General features: G+C 69.5%; 12 protein-coding genes. 5 read left to right on the forward strand and 7 right to left on the reverse strand.

What is annotated here, in order from left to right:
- Nucleotides 1-84: 84 nt before the first annotated feature.
- Genes ACFVVI_RS28105 through ACFVVI_RS28120 form a run of 4 tightly spaced genes read right to left on the reverse strand, consistent with a single transcriptional unit; the run spans nt 85 to nt 6,150 of the window.
- Nucleotides 85-3,690, reverse strand: coding sequence for an ABC transporter ATP-binding protein (locus tag ACFVVI_RS28105; RefSeq protein ID WP_387447512.1), 3,606 nt, complete (start codon nt 3,688-3,690; stop codon nt 85-87).
- Nucleotides 3,690-4,475 carry an ABC transporter permease gene (locus ACFVVI_RS28110; protein WP_378993440.1) on the reverse strand — a complete coding sequence of 262 codons (786 nt, stop codon included), beginning with the start codon at nt 4,473-4,475 and terminating at the stop codon, nt 3,690-3,692. Before ACFVVI_RS28110 ends, ACFVVI_RS28105 begins: the two co-directional genes overlap by 1 nt.
- Nucleotides 4,472-5,434, reverse strand: a complete 963-nt coding sequence (locus tag ACFVVI_RS28115; RefSeq protein ID WP_387447513.1) for an ATP-binding cassette domain-containing protein — start codon at nt 5,432-5,434, stop codon at nt 4,472-4,474. Before ACFVVI_RS28115 ends, ACFVVI_RS28110 begins: the two co-directional genes overlap by 4 nt.
- Nucleotides 5,431-6,150 (reverse strand): hypothetical protein, encoded by a 720-nt coding sequence (locus ACFVVI_RS28120; RefSeq protein WP_387447514.1) that lies wholly within the window; start codon nt 6,148-6,150, stop codon nt 5,431-5,433. Before ACFVVI_RS28120 ends, ACFVVI_RS28115 begins: the two co-directional genes overlap by 4 nt.
- Before the next feature lie 174 nt (nt 6,151-6,324).
- Here ACFVVI_RS28120 and ACFVVI_RS28125 point away from each other — a divergent pair, with 174 nt between their 5' ends.
- Together ACFVVI_RS28125 and ACFVVI_RS28130 are read left to right on the forward strand one after the other, a co-directional pair.
- The gene (locus tag ACFVVI_RS28125) at nt 6,325-7,119 is read left to right on the forward strand and encodes an enoyl-CoA hydratase/isomerase family protein (RefSeq protein ID WP_387447515.1); all 795 of its coding nucleotides are present in this window, start codon (nt 6,325-6,327) and stop codon (nt 7,117-7,119) included.
- 78 nt (nt 7,120-7,197) lie between these two features.
- Nucleotides 7,198-8,442 (forward strand): class I adenylate-forming enzyme family protein, encoded by a 1,245-nt coding sequence (locus tag ACFVVI_RS28130; protein WP_379314358.1) that lies wholly within the window; start codon nt 7,198-7,200, stop codon nt 8,440-8,442.
- Nucleotides 8,443-8,452: 10 nt separating this feature from the next.
- On the opposite strand, the gene ACFVVI_RS28135 is transcribed toward ACFVVI_RS28130, so the two are convergent.
- Complete coding sequence (locus ACFVVI_RS28135; RefSeq protein WP_387447516.1) at nt 8,453-9,196, reverse strand: tyrosine-protein phosphatase; 744 nt, start codon at nt 9,194-9,196, stop codon at nt 8,453-8,455.
- A 303-nt stretch (nt 9,197-9,499) separates the two neighbouring features.
- Here ACFVVI_RS28135 and ACFVVI_RS28140 point away from each other — a divergent pair, with 303 nt between their 5' ends.
- Nucleotides 9,500-10,069, forward strand: a complete 570-nt coding sequence (locus ACFVVI_RS28140; RefSeq protein WP_378638373.1) for a TetR family transcriptional regulator — start codon at nt 9,500-9,502, stop codon at nt 10,067-10,069.
- Nucleotides 10,070-10,114: 45 nt separating this feature from the next.
- Nucleotides 10,115-11,293 (forward strand): amino acid deaminase/aldolase, encoded by a 1,179-nt coding sequence (locus ACFVVI_RS28145; protein ID WP_387447517.1) that lies wholly within the window; start codon nt 10,115-10,117, stop codon nt 11,291-11,293.
- Between the two features lie 14 nt (nt 11,294-11,307).
- Here ACFVVI_RS28145 and ACFVVI_RS28150 read toward each other — a convergent pair whose 3' ends face one another.
- Both ACFVVI_RS28150 and ACFVVI_RS28155 read right to left on the reverse strand, forming a co-directional pair.
- Entirely contained in the window at nt 11,308-11,928 is a 621-nt protein-coding gene (locus ACFVVI_RS28150; RefSeq protein ID WP_387447518.1) for a phosphoribosyltransferase, read from the reverse strand.
- Between the two features lie 11 nt (nt 11,929-11,939).
- Complete coding sequence (locus ACFVVI_RS28155) at nt 11,940-12,797, reverse strand: carbon-nitrogen hydrolase family protein (RefSeq protein ID WP_387447519.1); 858 nt, start codon at nt 12,795-12,797, stop codon at nt 11,940-11,942.
- Between the two features lie 62 nt (nt 12,798-12,859).
- On the opposite strand from ACFVVI_RS28155, the gene ACFVVI_RS28160 reads away from it, so the two are divergent.
- Nucleotides 12,860-14,662, forward strand: coding sequence for a DEAD/DEAH box helicase (locus ACFVVI_RS28160; RefSeq protein ID WP_378993449.1), 1,803 nt, complete (start codon nt 12,860-12,862; stop codon nt 14,660-14,662).
- Nucleotides 14,663-14,745 lie beyond the last annotated feature (83 nt).

Consider the following 14,745-nt stretch of genomic DNA (forward strand, 5'->3'; position numbering starts at 1 on the left):
TTTGTGACGTGCCCGGCAGGGGAATCAGCGGATGGCTGCCGATGCGCCCTCACCGAGCATATGCCCAGCGGTTGACAGGCGTCGCTACCGGTCTTGGGTCGACACTATGCCCTCTGCCTCCAGCCCCGCCGCCCAGAGTCGGGAGTACCGGCCGTTACTGGCGAGTAGGTCTGACGGTGCGCCGAATTCCACGATACGGCCGTGTTCGACCACCGCGACCAGATCGGCGCGCGCCGCGGTCGCGAGTCGATGCGCGACCACCACGGTGGTCCGCCCCCGTGTCAGCGATCGGCTCGCTACCAGCACCGATGCCTCGGTTTCCGGATCGAGGGTGGAGGTGGCCTCGTCGAGGAGCAGCAGGTCGGGATCGACCAGTTCGGCCCTGGCCAAGGCGATCAGCTGGCGCTGTCCGGCGGACAGCCCGCGGCCGCGTTCACCGACCGGATGATGCATTTTTCGAGGTAAACCATTGATCATTTCCGACGCCCCGACGGTGTCGGCCGCGATCGCGATGTCCACCGATGTGGCAAATGTTTGCCCGAATGCAATGTTGCTCGCCACGTCGCCGGTGAACAAGTGAACTTCCTGGGGCACAATTCCCAGCCGCGTCCGGTACTCGGTGAGGACATATTTACGCAGATCCACACCGTCGACCCGGATCGCGCCCGCCGCCGGATCGGGCGGGAGGTCGTAGAGACGGGCCAGCAGCTTCACGATCGTCGACTTGCCCGCGCCGGTCGGGCCCACCAGTGCCAGCGTCGCGCCGGGCGCAACGGTGAAGGTGACGCCGTCGAGGGCGGGGGCGCTCGCACCGGGGTAGCGGAAGTGAACGTCGTCGAAGCTGATCTCACCGCGCAGGCGATCGACAGATATCGCGTCGGGTGGGTCGGCGGCGATCGACGATGTGGTGCGCAGCAGGTCGCCGATGCGCCGGAGTCCGACCCTGGCCTGCTGGTAGCCGTCGAAGACCTGGGACAGATCCTGGATGGGACTGAACAGCAGACCGAGGTAGAGCACGAACGCGACCAGCGTTCCGGTGGACGTGCGTCCGTCGGCGACGGCGTTGGCGCCCAGGTAGACCACCACGGCCAAGGCCACGTCGGCCCAGGCGAGGCCGAAGGAGAAGTAGGCCGCGATCGCGCGCTGGGCGCGGATCCTGGCATCGCGATAGCGGTGGGAGTATTCGGCGAAACGCCGCGCGGCGGCAGGCTCGTAGCGGGCGGCCTGCACGGCGCGCAGGCCCGCGATGTTCTCCTGGAATCCGGCGTTGACCACCGAGACCCGTTCGCGCGAGACGGTGTAGGCGACCGAGGACACCCGCCGGAAGGCAAGGGTGGCCAGCAGCATCGGCGCGACGGCGATCAGCACCACCACGGCCAGCCCCGCATCGATGAGGAACAGCCCGAGGGCGACGCCGATCAGGGTGATCAGCGCGACCAGCCCGGTGGCGACCCCGGTCTGCAGGAACGTCGACAGCGCGTCGACGTCGGTGGTCATCCTGGTCATGATGCGGCCGGACAGTTCACGCTCGTAGAAGTCCAGGCCGAGCCGCTGCAACTGGGCGTAACTACGCACCCGCAGACCGAACAGCACGCGCTCGCCCGTGCGCGCGGTGAGGACGGTGACCACGGCGCCGACCACCAGACCGACCAGTACCAGACCGATCCCGATCACCGCCGAGACGAGCAGCGCGGTGTCGTCGCCGGCGGTGACACCGGTGTCGATGGCATAGCGGACCAGCGGCGGGAAGGCGATCCCGACCAGCGCGTCGACGACGAGCAACAGGACGACCACACACACCAGGCCGCGGACCGGGCGCAGCAGTGCGCGCAGGCCGAAGTCGGGTTGGGGTGCGCGCAGGTCGCCGGGCAGGGCGGGGTCTTCGGTGGCCGGTGGCAGTGCGTCGACGGCGGCGCGCAGCTCCGGCGTTTCGCTGAGGTCGGTCGACGCCGACGCCATGGATCGGGGTCTGCCCGCGTCGTCGCGCGGGGTGGTCGGGTCGGCGGCCGTCGGCACCACCGAACCGGTGGGTGCGGGCAGCCGGATGACACGGTCGGCCTGGGCCAGCGTCGATTCGCGGTGCGCCAGGATCAACGTGGTCCGCCCGCCCGGATCGGGCAGGCGACGGAAGATCTCGGCTTCGGTGACGGCGTCCACCGCGGAGGTGGCGTCGTCGAGCACCAGCACGCGGGGACGGGTGAGCAGCACCCTGGCCAGGGCGATGCGCTGGCGTTGACCGCCCGAGAGCGTCAGCCCGCGTTCGCCGATGACGGTGTCGTAGCCCTCCGGCAGTGCGGCGATGAACTCGTCCGCGGCGGCGGCCCTCGCGGCCGCCGCGATCTCCGCGTCGGTGGCGTCGGGCCTGCCGAGCGCGATGTTGGCGGCGATGGTGTCGGAGAACAGGAACGGATCGTCGAAGACGACACCGACCGCGCCGCGCAGCTCGTCGGCGCGCAGGTCGGCCAGGTCGACGCGGGTGCCGTCGGCGCCGACGAGGTTGATCCGGCCCGTATCGGGTGCGTAGAAGCGGGGGAGCAGCAGCGAGAGCGTGGACTTACCCGAGCCCGCCGGGCCGATCACCGCCACCGTCTCGCCGGGGTGCACGGTGAGATCGAGTTCCTGCAACACCGGTTGATCCGGTTCGAAACCGAAACCGACAGCATCGAATTCGATCCCGAGTGGTCCCGGCGGCAGCTCGGTGGGGTCCGCTGGATCGACGAGTATCGGCGCCGCGTCGATCACCCCGAAGACCCGATCGACGGCGGCCTTGGTGAGCTGAGCCATGATCACCACCGAGGTGATCGTGCGGGCCGAGGACGTCATGGTGGCGAGATAGGCGGTGAACGCGAGGAAGGTGCCGATGCCGATCGCGCCGTGCGCGGCGAGCACCCCGCCCACGATGATCACCGCGACCAGCCCGGCCTGGGGCAGCGCCGACACCACCGGCGCGAACCTGGCATTGATCCGCGCGGCGCGCATCCGCTCGGCGAACAGCAGCCGACCGTGGTCTTCGAGGATGTCGACCATCCGGGATTCCTGCCCGAATCCCTTCACCACCCGGACTCCGGTCACCGTCTGTTCGACGTGTTCGGCGAGGTCGGCCGCGCGCTGCTGGGCCGACCAGGTCGCCGCGTAGAGCCGGGGCCGCATCCGCAACACGATCAATGCCATCGCGGGCGCGACCAGCAGCGCGGCCAGCGCCAGCGGCGGACTCAGCCACACCATCACCACCGCCGACAGCACGAACTGCAACACGGCCAGTCCCGACCACGGCACCATCGCCAGCAGTCCCTGCACCAGTTGCAGATCGGTGATGGAGCGCGACACCACCTGTCCGGTGCGGATCGCGTCCTGACCCGCGCCGTCGAGCCGCTGGAGGGCGGCGAGCAGCGAAATCCGCAGGCTGTGCTGCGCTTCCAGCGACAGTTTGCCCGCCCAGAGCCTGCGCGCGAACGTGACGACGAACCGGGTCACAGCCAGCCCGGCGAGCACAGCGGCGGCGCTGCCGATCACCGCGGTGTCGCCCACCTGTGCGGCGTCGACCGCGCGTTTGGTGGCCAGCGGTGCGGCGATCGCGACGGCCGCACCCGCCAGCACCGAGACCACGATGCCCGCCAGCAGCCGCGGATGTTCCAGGCACAGCCGCCAGAGCCTGCGGATCCAGCCCGACGAACCCGCGGTCGCGGGCACTACAGGTCTCGGTTGCGCAGGTCCCACCACCCCGCGGCGCCGACCGCTGCGGTCCACAGCAGCAGTACCACCAGGGCCGCCGGTGTCGGTGCGAAGACCTCGGCCTCGTCGAACGAGCCCGCGCTCACTCCGGCCACCGTGGCCGAGACGGGCAGCAGCGCGGCGAATCCGCCCGCGCCGAAACCCTTGGCCACCACCCAGATCAGCGGTTCGAGCGCGAACGCCCAGCCGAGCACCAGCCACACCGCGCCGCTGAAGGTGCGCAGCAGCAGCCCGATTCCGGCGCCGAGCACCGCCCAGCACATGGCGACCAGCAGACCGGCGGCGAGCACCTCGATCAGCTGCCAGCCGAGTGCGAATTTTCCGCGCGCCGCGACGAGCAGCACCAGGAAGCTCACCAGCTCGGCGGCCAGCGCGACAGCGAAGGCGAACGCGGCGGTGGCGAGGTATTTCACGATGGCCAACCGGTCGCGATCGGGCGCGAACAGCACGCTCAGCGCCATGGTCTTGTGCCGGTACTCACCTCCGGTGGCGGCGATGCCGAGCAGTGCGGCGACCACGAAGACCGCGATCATCCCGAGGTAGAGCCCGACCGTGGCGGCGCCGGTCGCGGGCTGACCCTTCGGATCGGCAGGCCCGGACATGATCGCGGTGATCAGCGTCCCGACCAGTGCCAGCGCGATCGGCGCGGCCAGCAGCAACCGGGTCTGTCGCAGCGCGACGATCTTGCGCGCCTCGGTATCGATACCGGGAACGAGATCGGCGGGCAGCACGGAGGTGGTCATCGGGGCATCCCATACGAGGTCGGCGCCGGGGCGTACGCGGCGGGATTCGGTGTGGGCAGGGTGTGCCGGTGACGGCGTGGCTTGGTGAGCGAGGCGAGCACCCGGTCGGGGTGGATGGGGTCGGCCACGATGCTGCCGATCCGGACCTGCGCGAGCTCCGCGACGGCACGGATGGTGGCCTCGTCCGCCTCGGCGACGGCCAGCCGGCCGTCGGGGCGCATCACCGCGTCGGTGAAGCCCCGTCCCGCCAGCGCGGTCGCCAGTGCGATGGACGGGGACGCGGCGACGACGAGCCGGTCGGGATGGCCGCGGCGCAGCTTGGCCGGTGCGCCCTGCCAGACGACAGTGCCTTCGCTGAGCACCACGAGTTGATCGGCGCTCGCCACCACATCGGCCAGTGCGTCCGAACTCACCAGCACGGTGCCGCCGCGGTTCACCTGGCGGCGCAGCAGCTCGTGCAGCCAGCCGCGTTCGATGCCGTTCGCACCCGCGAACAGATCGTCGAGCACCAGCAGCGGGGGATCGGCCAGCAACGCCATGGCCAGGGCCAGACGCGTCTGCTGACCCGGATGCAGCTGCGCCACCACGGTTTCGGCGACGGCGGTGAGCCCGGTCTCGTCGAGCACCGCCGCGACCCGGCGACGGGACGCGCCCGCGACCGGCGCGTAGCACCGCAGCTGCTCGCGCACGGTGCGTGCCGGATGCAGCCCACGGGGGCTCAGTACCGCCCCGACCGCGGCGGGACCGTGGCCGGGGCCTTCGATATCGCCGGTGGTCGGCTGCTGGAGTCCCAGCACCATCCGCAGCACCGTCGACTTGCCTGCTCCCGCGGGACCGACGAGCGCGGTGACCGACCCCGCCGGGACGGTGAAGTCGATCTCGTGGACCGCGCTCACCGGACCGAACTGTTTGCCGACGCCACGCACCAGCACAGCGTCACCGCCGCGGCTCCTGCTCACTTCTTGTTCACCTTGCCGGTGCCGATCGCGGGCAGCGGATCGGCGTCGATCACGTTGTGCAGCGGAGTGGGCCACATCGTCGGCGCGGGGCCGAAAGCCTTGTGCGCGTTCTCGATGGTGACCTTGCCCAGCGCCCGGTTGCCCGCGCCACCGATGGCGGCGCCGATGCCGGCGGGCAGCACTTTGCCCGCCATCAGCGCGGCGCGCTTGGTGATGAAGCGCTTCATGAACTGTTGCAGCAGTTTGCTGTTGATCCCGCCGAGGCCGGGAACCTTGCCTGCCAGCGCGCCCGCCCAGTTCTTCGACTGGGTGCTCAGCCCCTTCTGCACGATCGCCATTCCGGCGTCACCGAGCACGACCGCGAGCACCAGCGCGCGCCGGGCTTCCTTGTTCTCGGGCTCGATGCCGTGCACCGCGGCCTGGGCCAGGGTGAACAGCGCCGATGCCTCCATGAAGAACACGGTCTCGGCGCTCACGGCCCCGAGCGCGGCGATCGTGCCGACCCCGGGCACCGCCGCGGTGGCGCCGACCGCGGCGCCACTGCCGGTGACGGCGAGCAGATACTGCTTTTCGAGCCGTGTCACGATCTGGGCCGGACTCTCCCCGGGATGACGCTCACGCAGGAACTCGACATAGCGGCGTACGGCCGGCGCCTGCAGCTTCGATCCGGTGTCGAGCACATCGACCACGGCTTTTTCGATCGCGTTCTTGAACACGGCGTCGTCCTCCTCTTCGCCCCAACGAGTCGAACTGTAGGGCACTTGCGCGCCCCAGAGCTCATCATGCCAACGACCACCGACAGCCCGCGGTTCCGTGACGTGCGCGACCGATTCCGGTCGGCCGGTCCGACTGACGCTGTCGGCCGCGGGCCCGGGTTCTACGCTGACCCGATGAGTGAAAACCAGCCAACCCGACTCATCCGCGATTTCACCGAAGCCGGTGCCGAGTTCGCGACGATCACCCTCGACCACCCGCCGCTGAACCTGTTCGATCGCACACTCATCGCGTCGCTGATCGCCGATATCGCCGCGGTGCGCCGGCTGCCGCCGCGGGCATTGCTGATCAGGGCCGAGGGAAAGGTCGTCTCGGGCGGAGTCGACGTGAACATCTTCGACGGCCGAACCGTCGAGGAGGGCGCGCAGCTGTGGCGTGAGCTGTTCGAGCAGATCATCCACCCCCTGGAAGCGCTGCCGTGTCCGGTGGTGTTCGCCGCGCACGGGCTGACCCTGACCGCCGCCTTCGAGATCTCGCTGGCCTGCGACATCATCCTGGCCGCGCCGAAGGCGAAGTTCGGGCTGGTGGAGACCGTGGTGGGGCTCACGCCGTCGATGGGCGGGCCGCAGCGGCTCGCCGAGCGGGCGGGTTCGGGCCGCGCCCGCGAGTTCGTGATGACCGGCGACCTCTACCCTGCCGCGACGATGGCCGAGTGGGGCGTGGTCAACGCGGTCCACGAGGACCTGGAGACCGAGGCTCGCGCGCTGGTCACCCGTCTCGCCGACGGCCCGACACGCGCGCACGCGGCGACCAAGCAGATCATCGAGGCGTGGCGTTCCCGCGGTGTGGCACACGCTGATTCGGTGACGCCGGAGGTCTCGGGCGAGCTGTTCGCCACCGCGGACCTGCGCGGCGCGGTCCGCAGCTTTCTCGATATCGGACCGGGTAAGGCGACCTATCGCGGCGAATGAGCGCGCCGACTGCCTGACAGTGATGTGATCCACGTCATATAGTCACAGGTGCGGCTGTATCGACGTACGGAGGTCCGGATGGGTCATGGCGAGCACGAACCGGGCGCGGCCGTCTTCGAGTTCCCCGCCACCAGTGCGGCAACGCAGCTGCGGCGGGGCTCCGACGGCGTGCTGCGCTACGGCGACCTCAGCCCGGCCCTCACCGAACTGCTGGACCTGCGCGTGCACTCGTTCACGAATCGGGAGGCGGTCGTGGAGGTCGGCGGGCCGCGGCTGACCTACCGCGAACTCTGGCACAGCGCCTCGCGGATCGCGGGCGGCCTGCAGGGTCACGGCATCGGCTACGGCGATCGGGTCGCGGTGCACATGCCGACCAGCGCGCGCTGGGTGCAGGCGTTTCTCGGCGCGTTGCTCTCGGGTGCAGTGCCGGTGCTGGTGCCCGACGCCCTGCCCGCCGCGATCGCCGACCGCGTGATCGCCGACAGCAGAGCCGATTTCGTCCTCGGCCCCGACGGCCCGCTGCCCGACAGCACCGCCTACATCGATGACGGTGCGGCCCTGGATGATCCGGCGCTGCTCTGCTACACCGGCACCCGTCGGTCCATGCCCGCGGGTGTGGAGCTGTCCAACGAGAACCTGCTGTCGGCGGTGTCGTCGGTGGTCGGCGCGCTCGGGCTGCCCGCCGACGGGTTGCGCAATCTGGTGTTGCTGCCGCTCGCCCATGCCAGCGGGTGCGTGGATCAGCTGCTGCCCACCTTCGCGGTGGGTGGCACGGTCGTGCTCGCGCCGGGTGCGCGCAGTCTCGCCGACGTGCTGGTGCGGGAGCGGATCGACACCGTCTCGGGGACGCCGCGGATCCTCGCCGGGCTGGTACCCGAACTCGTCGCCCGCCGTGCCGGCGCCGGTGTACGCCGGATCAGCAAGGCCTGTCACCGCTCCGAACGCGCCGCCGCGGCGGCCCCCGCCACCCTCACCGCCGCGCTGCGCGGGCTGTTCCCCGCGGCCAAGCAGTGGTCGGTCTGGGGGGCCACCGAGACCAGTGGAATCGGCCTCGTGGTCGACGACACCGAGCGTGTCGACGCCGGATCGGCCCTCGGATTCGCCTTCGGCGGAACCGAATTGGCCCTGGCCGGCCCGCAGGCAGGCACCGGTCACGGCGAATTGCTGTGTCGCGGACCGAATGTCAGCCGCCGCTACTGGAACAACCCCGACGCCTCGGCCGCCCGGTTCAGCGGAAGCTGGTTCCACACGGGCGATTTCGTGAGCATCGATGCCGACGGACTGGTCCGGGTGGACCCGAGCCGTCGCGTCAGCGGGCTCTGATCCGGGCGGGTCAGAGCAAGCGCGCTCGCAGGGCATCGCGGAGGTCGCCGGTGAGGCCGACCGTGGTGAGGTAGGTCTCGATGTCGCCGTGGGTCTCGCGGACGCTGGCGTCGGCGGTGCGCAGGTATTCCTCGCGGACGCCGAGCAGGTCGTCGGAGAGCGCGTCGCCGTTGCCGATCTTCGGCTCCAGCAGCCTGCGCAGCGGTTCGACCGCCGCGTTGCTGGCCAGGAAGTCGGTGTACACGTCCTCCTCGGTGACGCCGACCGCGCGTAGCAGCGTGGCCACGGCCCAGCCGGTGCGGTCTTTGCCCGCCGCGCAGTGCACCAGCACCGCGCCGTCGCCGCGCACGACCGAGCCGGCCAGCTCGGCGATCGCGGTGTGCGCCTCGGGCAGCGTCGGGAAGGCGCGGTAGACCTCGATCATGTGCGCGAACGCCGAGATGGTCTTCGCCTCGTGCGGCGGCGCCTCTTCCATCCGCGAATCGAACGGCGTCACGTGCAGCCGTACGTCGCCGGGCAGGGTGTCGTGGCCGATGTGGTCGATCTCCACGATGCCGCGCAGATCGTGCACATCGGTGACCCGCAATTCACGCAGGGTGTCGTGCCCCTTGTCGTCGAGACCGCTCAGCTGGGCCGACCGCAGCAGGACGCCGGGGCGAACGGTGGTGCCGTCGGCGGTACGAAGGCCGCCCACATCGCGGAAATTGAAGGTGCCGCTGAGAGCGAACTGGTCGGCAGGAGGCGAAAGAGTCACCTGACCAGGTTATCGGCGACTCCGTCGCCGCCGCGCCGAGTTCGCGGATCGGTCACCGGATGTGTTGCGTCCGTTCCGGTGGGTGCCACTGTGCCGTCGCACACACCTCCGGAGCGTCGTCGCTCACACCCACGGAGCTGACCAGGGCCTACTTGTACAATCGACCAGGTGCGCGGATTCCGGCGCGGGGGTGTCGGATATCCAGGAATGCGACAAATTGAGGCCGTATGGTCGGTTTTACAAAAGGTCGCATTCGGATAACAAAACAATCTTTCAGTCTGAAAAGGATGGCTGAACCAGTTCGTGAATCCTGAAAACCTTCTAAGATCGAGCTCGGTGACCACCAAGCTCGCATCGCCGCGGGCAGCGATATTTGTTGCCGAGGAGTCGTCGTTGAGCGCCAGCCGTGAACTAACTGAAATTTCGCTACGGCCCGCCGTATGTGATGCCGTCGAACAAGCCGCCGCCAGTTCGGACGCTACCGGCGTTCGGGCGCTGCGGGTGTTCTTACATGCCGGGCTCAGCACCTACTGGCCGTTGGTGAAGGCCGCGCCAGCCCGGCGAATCGCCGCCTATGAAGCCGCGTTGCAGACCTTGCGTCTGCGGTGGGCGCCCACCGGTGACACCATCGGCGACCCGACCGCCGTCGCGATGTTCCGCGAGATGGACGACGAGGCCGCCGACTTCCTCGGGATGTGCGCGCGCCTGTCCGGCACGCAGTGGCTGGAGCCGGTCGACTCGGTGGCGGGCTACCTCGTGTCGGTGTTCCACGGCGCGGTGCTGCGCTGGCTGGCCGACGGAAACGACGAGACGATCCTCGTGGTGATCGACGACCTGGTCGGCTGCTTGACGCTGAAGGCGGTCGAAAGCTGACCCGCAATGCTGGACGACTGACCAAATAGGTGGTTCAGTAGTCGTGTGACACCGACGACATCGCTGCATCATCTGCACGCGGCGACCGCGGAGCTCGACCCGCCGCTGGCCGCCGTCGACCTGACCGCGCTCGACCGCAACGCCGCCGACCTGGTCCGGCGCGCGAACGGCATCGCGGTGCGGGTGGCGAGTAAATCCGTGCGCTGCCGGGCGGTGCTCGAGCGCGTACTCGGCGACGGACTGACCGCCCGCGACGGCTTCGCCGGGATCATGGCGTACTCGCTGCGTGAGGCCATCTGGCTGGTCCGCCTCGGTGCCCGCGACGTGCTGCTCGGGTACCCGGTTCTCGACCGTGCCGCGCTGGCCGAACTGGCCGCCGCCCCGGCCCTGCTCGAGGCGATCACGCTGATGATCGACGATGTCGCCCAGCTCGAACTCACCCGGGCCGCGCTCGGCACCGAGCTGGTCCACCCCCGCGTCTGCCTCGACGTCGACGCGGCTTTGCGGATCGGCCCCCTGCACCTGGGTGCCCGGCGCTCGCCCGTGCGCAGCCCCGAGGACGCCGCCGCGCTGGCCGCCGAGGCGCTGCGGCGCGGGTTCGCTGTGGTCGGTGTGATGACCTACGAGTCGCAGATCGCCGGACTGCCCGACAGCAACCCCGCGGTGCGCGTGGTGAAACGCCTGTCCGCACTCGAAATCGGGCGCCGCCGTACCCGGGTGGTCGATGCTGTCCGGGCGGTGACGGGCCCGCTGGAGATCGTCAACAGCGGTGGCACCGGTTCGATCGAAGTCTCGATCACCGATCCCGATGTCACCGAGGTGACCGCCGGTTCCGGCCTCTACGTGCCGACCCTGTTCGACCACTACCGCTCGTTCACGCCCCGCCCCGCGCTGTTCTTCGCCACCCCTGTCCTGCGCAAACCCGCACCGACCATCGCGACCGTCTTCGCGGGCGGCTACATCGCGTCGGGCCCCGCGGGTCCGAGCCGCGTCCCGGTCCCCGTGTGGCCCGCGGGGCTGAAGCTGCTCGGCTCCGAAGGCGCGGGCGAGGTCCAGACGCCCCTGGCCGGTGGCGCCGAACTCGAGATCGGTGATCGCGTCTGGTTCCGCCATGCCAAGGCGGGCGAACTGTGCGAACGCTTCGCCGAGCTCCATCTGGTCGACGAGGCGGGCACCCGCACGACGGTTCCCACCTACCGCGGCGAAGGTCAGTGCTTCGGCTGAGGTCGACAGGCGTCTCAGCGCAGGAGCGCGATGACCTCGTCATCGTCCAGTTGGTGAAAGTCGCTGTACGCCATGCCGACTCCACCCAGGTCGGTGGGCGTCCACAGGCAGACGAGCTCGTCACATTCGCGCTCGACCCGCCGCGCCGCCTCGGGCGCGGACACCGGCACGGCCACCACCAGCAGATCCGGCCGCTGCGCCCGCGCCACCCGGCACGCGGCCACCATCGTGGCCCCGGTCGCGATCCCGTCATCGACGATCACCACCGTGCGCCGCGCCAGGGGGATCGAGTCGCCGACCCGCAGGATCGCCTGCCGACGGCGTAGTTCGGCCCGCTCGGCCAGTTCCACCTCGTCGAACGCCTCTGTGCTCACCCGGCTGTGTTCGACGACGTCACGATTGAGGACCAGCAGTCCGCTCTCTCCGAGCGCCCCCATCGCCAGCTCCGGCTGCGATGGCAGCCCCAGCTTGCGGACCAGCAGGACATCGAGTTCCCCGCCGATCGCCGCGCTCACCGCCGCCGCCACCGGCACACCCCCACGTGGCAACCCGAGCACCAGTGGACGGGTGGTCCGCAGGTGTTCGAGGGCCGTGCCGAGAGCGCGGCCCGCCGCTGCCCGATCGGGGTACACCATCGCCTCGAACGCTACTCCGCTCCGGACGCCTCGGAAACGGTGAACCGTCGCAGCGACAGGCTGGGATTGGCGGTGCGCACCCTGGCCAGATGCGCCGTGTCGACCGTTGCCGAGGCCACGCCCGGTTCATCGCCCAGTTCGGCCAGCACCGTGCCCGCCGGGTCGATGATCATCGACGAACCCGCGCCGCGTGGCGCGCACTGATCGGCCGCGGCCACGTACACCGTGTTCTCGATGGCGCGTGCCCGCAGCAGCGTCGTCCACTGGTCGACCTTGGCCGGTCCCGGAATCCACTGCGCGGGCAGCAGCAACACGTGTGCGCCCGCCGCCGCGACACGCCGACACCCTTCCGGAAATCGCAGATCGAAACAGGTCTGCATGCCGAATACCACACCGTCGACAGCGAAAGTCGCAGGCGCGACGAGCGGCCCCGCTGCCACCACATCCGATTCCAGATGACCGAACGCGTCGTAGAGATGCACCTTGCGATACACCGCGACGCGCGCGCCGTCGGGCCCGTGCGCGACGAGGGTATTGCTGATCCGGGTCGCCCCCGGTGACGGCAACTCCACCACACCGGCAACCATGAATACGCCGAATTCGGCGGCGAGCGCCGCGAGTCCACTGGTGAACGGACCGTCGAGTGGTTGCGCGATCGCCACCACCCGCTCATCGAGCCGAGTCACAGCGAACATCGAGTATTCGGGCGCGAGCACCACGCGCGCACCCGCTGCGGCCGCCGTCCGCACGTGTTCTCGCAGGGTCGACAGATTGGTTTCGGGATCGGTTCCGGGGGCGAATTGGACCACCGCGATCCCTACTGTCACCGGCTGAAGTTCCTGATGTGCTGACCCGTCGCGCAGTTGCATAGGTCTCACCGTATTCACCTGGTGGTTGGGGCAGCTACCGCCAGGCAGTAAACTCGTGGTCAATGAGTACAAATGAGGTCGACAGCGTTCCTGCCGACAACGACAGGAACGACACCGGCCCGACTTTCGCCGATCTCGGGATCGATGACCGCGTGCTGCGGGCCATCGCCGATGTGGGCTACGAGTCGCCGTCCCCGATTCAGGCGGCGACGATTCCCCCGCTGCTCTCCGGCGCCGACGTGGTGGGCCTCGCACAGACGGGCACCGGCAAAACCGCGGCATTCGCGATCCCGATCCTGATGAACCTGGACACCGCGCAGCGCAAGCCGAGCGCCCTGGTGCTCGCGCCGACTCGTGAGCTCGCGATCCAGGTCGCCGAGGCGTTCGGCAAATACTCCTCGCACATCCCGGGTCTGCACGTGCTGCCGATCTACGGCGGGCAGAGCTACGGCGTGCAGCTGTCGGGTTTGCGCCGTGGCGCGCACGTCGTGGTCGGTACGCCCGGCCGCGTGATCGATCACCTGGAGAAGGGCACGCTGGACCTGTCGCAGCTGCGCTACCTGGTGCTCGACGAGGCCGACGAGATGCTCAAGATGGGCTTCCAGGAAGACGTCGAGCGCATCCTGCGTGACACCCCCAAGGACAAGCAGGTCGCGCTGTTCTCGGCCACCATGCCGGGTGTGATCCGCAAGATCTCCAAGCAGTACCTCAACGATCCGGTCGAGATCACGGTCAAGTCCACGACGCAGACCAGCTCCAACATCACCCAGCGCTATGTGCAGGTGTCGCATCAGCGCAAGCTCGATGCCCTCACTCGCGTGCTCGAGGTCGAAACCTTCGAGGCGATGATCATCTTCGTGCGCACCAAGCAGGCCACCGAAGAGCTGGCCGAGAAGCTGCGCTCGCGTGGTTTCTCCGCCGCCGCGATCAACGGTGACATCGCGCAGAACCAGCGCGAACGCACCATCGGCCAGCTGAAGGCGGGTGGCATCGATATCCTGGTCGCCACCGATGTCGCCGCGCGTGGTCTCGACGTGGACCGCATCTCCCATGTCGTCAACTACGACATCCCGCACGACACCGAGTCCTACGTGCACCGCATCGGCCGCACCGGCCGGGCCGGCCGTTCGGGCGAGGCGCTGTTGTTCGTGGCCCCGCGCGAGCGTCACCTGCTCAAGTCGATCGAGCGGGCCACCAAGAGCGCGCTCACCGAGATGCAGTTGCCGAGCGTCGACGACGTGAACGCCACGCGTGCCTCCAAGTTCGGTGACTCGATCACCGAGAACCTGGCCTCGGACAACATCGCGCTGTTCCGCAAGCTGATCGAGGACTACGAGGCCGAGCACAACACCCCGCTCGCCGACATCGCCGCGGCACTGGCCGTGGGCGGCTACGACGGCGACAACTTCTTCATGTCGCCCGAGCCGGAGCCCGCCCCGCGCCGCGAGCGTGACTACGACCGCGACCGTGAGCGCGCACCGCGCCGCTACGACGACGAGGACCGCGCCCCGCGTCCGCCGTCGTTCAACCGGGAGAACGGCGAAGAACTCGCCACCTACCGGATCAGTGTCGGCAAGCGGCACCGTGTGGTGCCCGGCGCGATCGTCGGCGCCATCGCCAACGAGGGCGGCCTGCGTCGCAGCGACTTCGGTCACATCAGCATCCGGCCCGACTACAGCCTCGTCGAGCTGCCTGCCAACCTGCCCAACGAAACGCTGGAAGCCTTGCGGCGCACCAGGATCAGCGGTGTGCTGATCCAGCTGACGCCCGACCAGGGCGCACCGGCGCAGCGTTTGAACGCTCGCGGCCCGCGCCGCGACCGCGAGGCACGTCCGCGCACCGAACGGCGTAAGCCGCGCACCTAGTCCGCTCGTGCGCACCAGGGCCGAGGTCAGGCGCGTTCGTCCTGTCCGTGGGTAGTGCCCTGGTCGCTCGCAGCGCTGGTTAA

Origin of the sequence: Nocardia sp. NPDC058114 (assembly GCF_042884695.1) — a bacterium.
GTDB lineage: Bacteria > Actinomycetota > Actinomycetes > Mycobacteriales > Mycobacteriaceae > Nocardia.

What these genes read in the sequence shown, in the direction of transcription:
- ACFVVI_RS28110 (WP_378993440.1), bottom strand. Translation starts at nt 4,475, where the DNA reads ATGACCACCTCCGTGCTGCCCGCCGATCTCGTTCCCGGTATCGATACC.
- ACFVVI_RS28125 (WP_387447515.1), top strand. Translation starts at nt 6,325, where the DNA reads ATGAGTGAAAACCAGCCAACCCGACTCATCCGCGATTTCACCGAAGCC.
- ACFVVI_RS28130 (WP_379314358.1), top strand. Translation starts at nt 7,198, where the DNA reads ATGGGTCATGGCGAGCACGAACCGGGCGCGGCCGTCTTCGAGTTCCCC.
- ACFVVI_RS28150 (WP_387447518.1), bottom strand. Translation starts at nt 11,928, where the DNA reads ATGGTGTACCCCGATCGGGCAGCGGCGGGCCGCGCTCTCGGCACGGCC.
- ACFVVI_RS28155 (WP_387447519.1), bottom strand. Translation starts at nt 12,797, where the DNA reads ATGCAACTGCGCGACGGGTCAGCACATCAGGAACTTCAGCCGGTGACA.
- ACFVVI_RS28160 (WP_378993449.1), top strand. Translation starts at nt 12,860, where the DNA reads ATGAGTACAAATGAGGTCGACAGCGTTCCTGCCGACAACGACAGGAAC.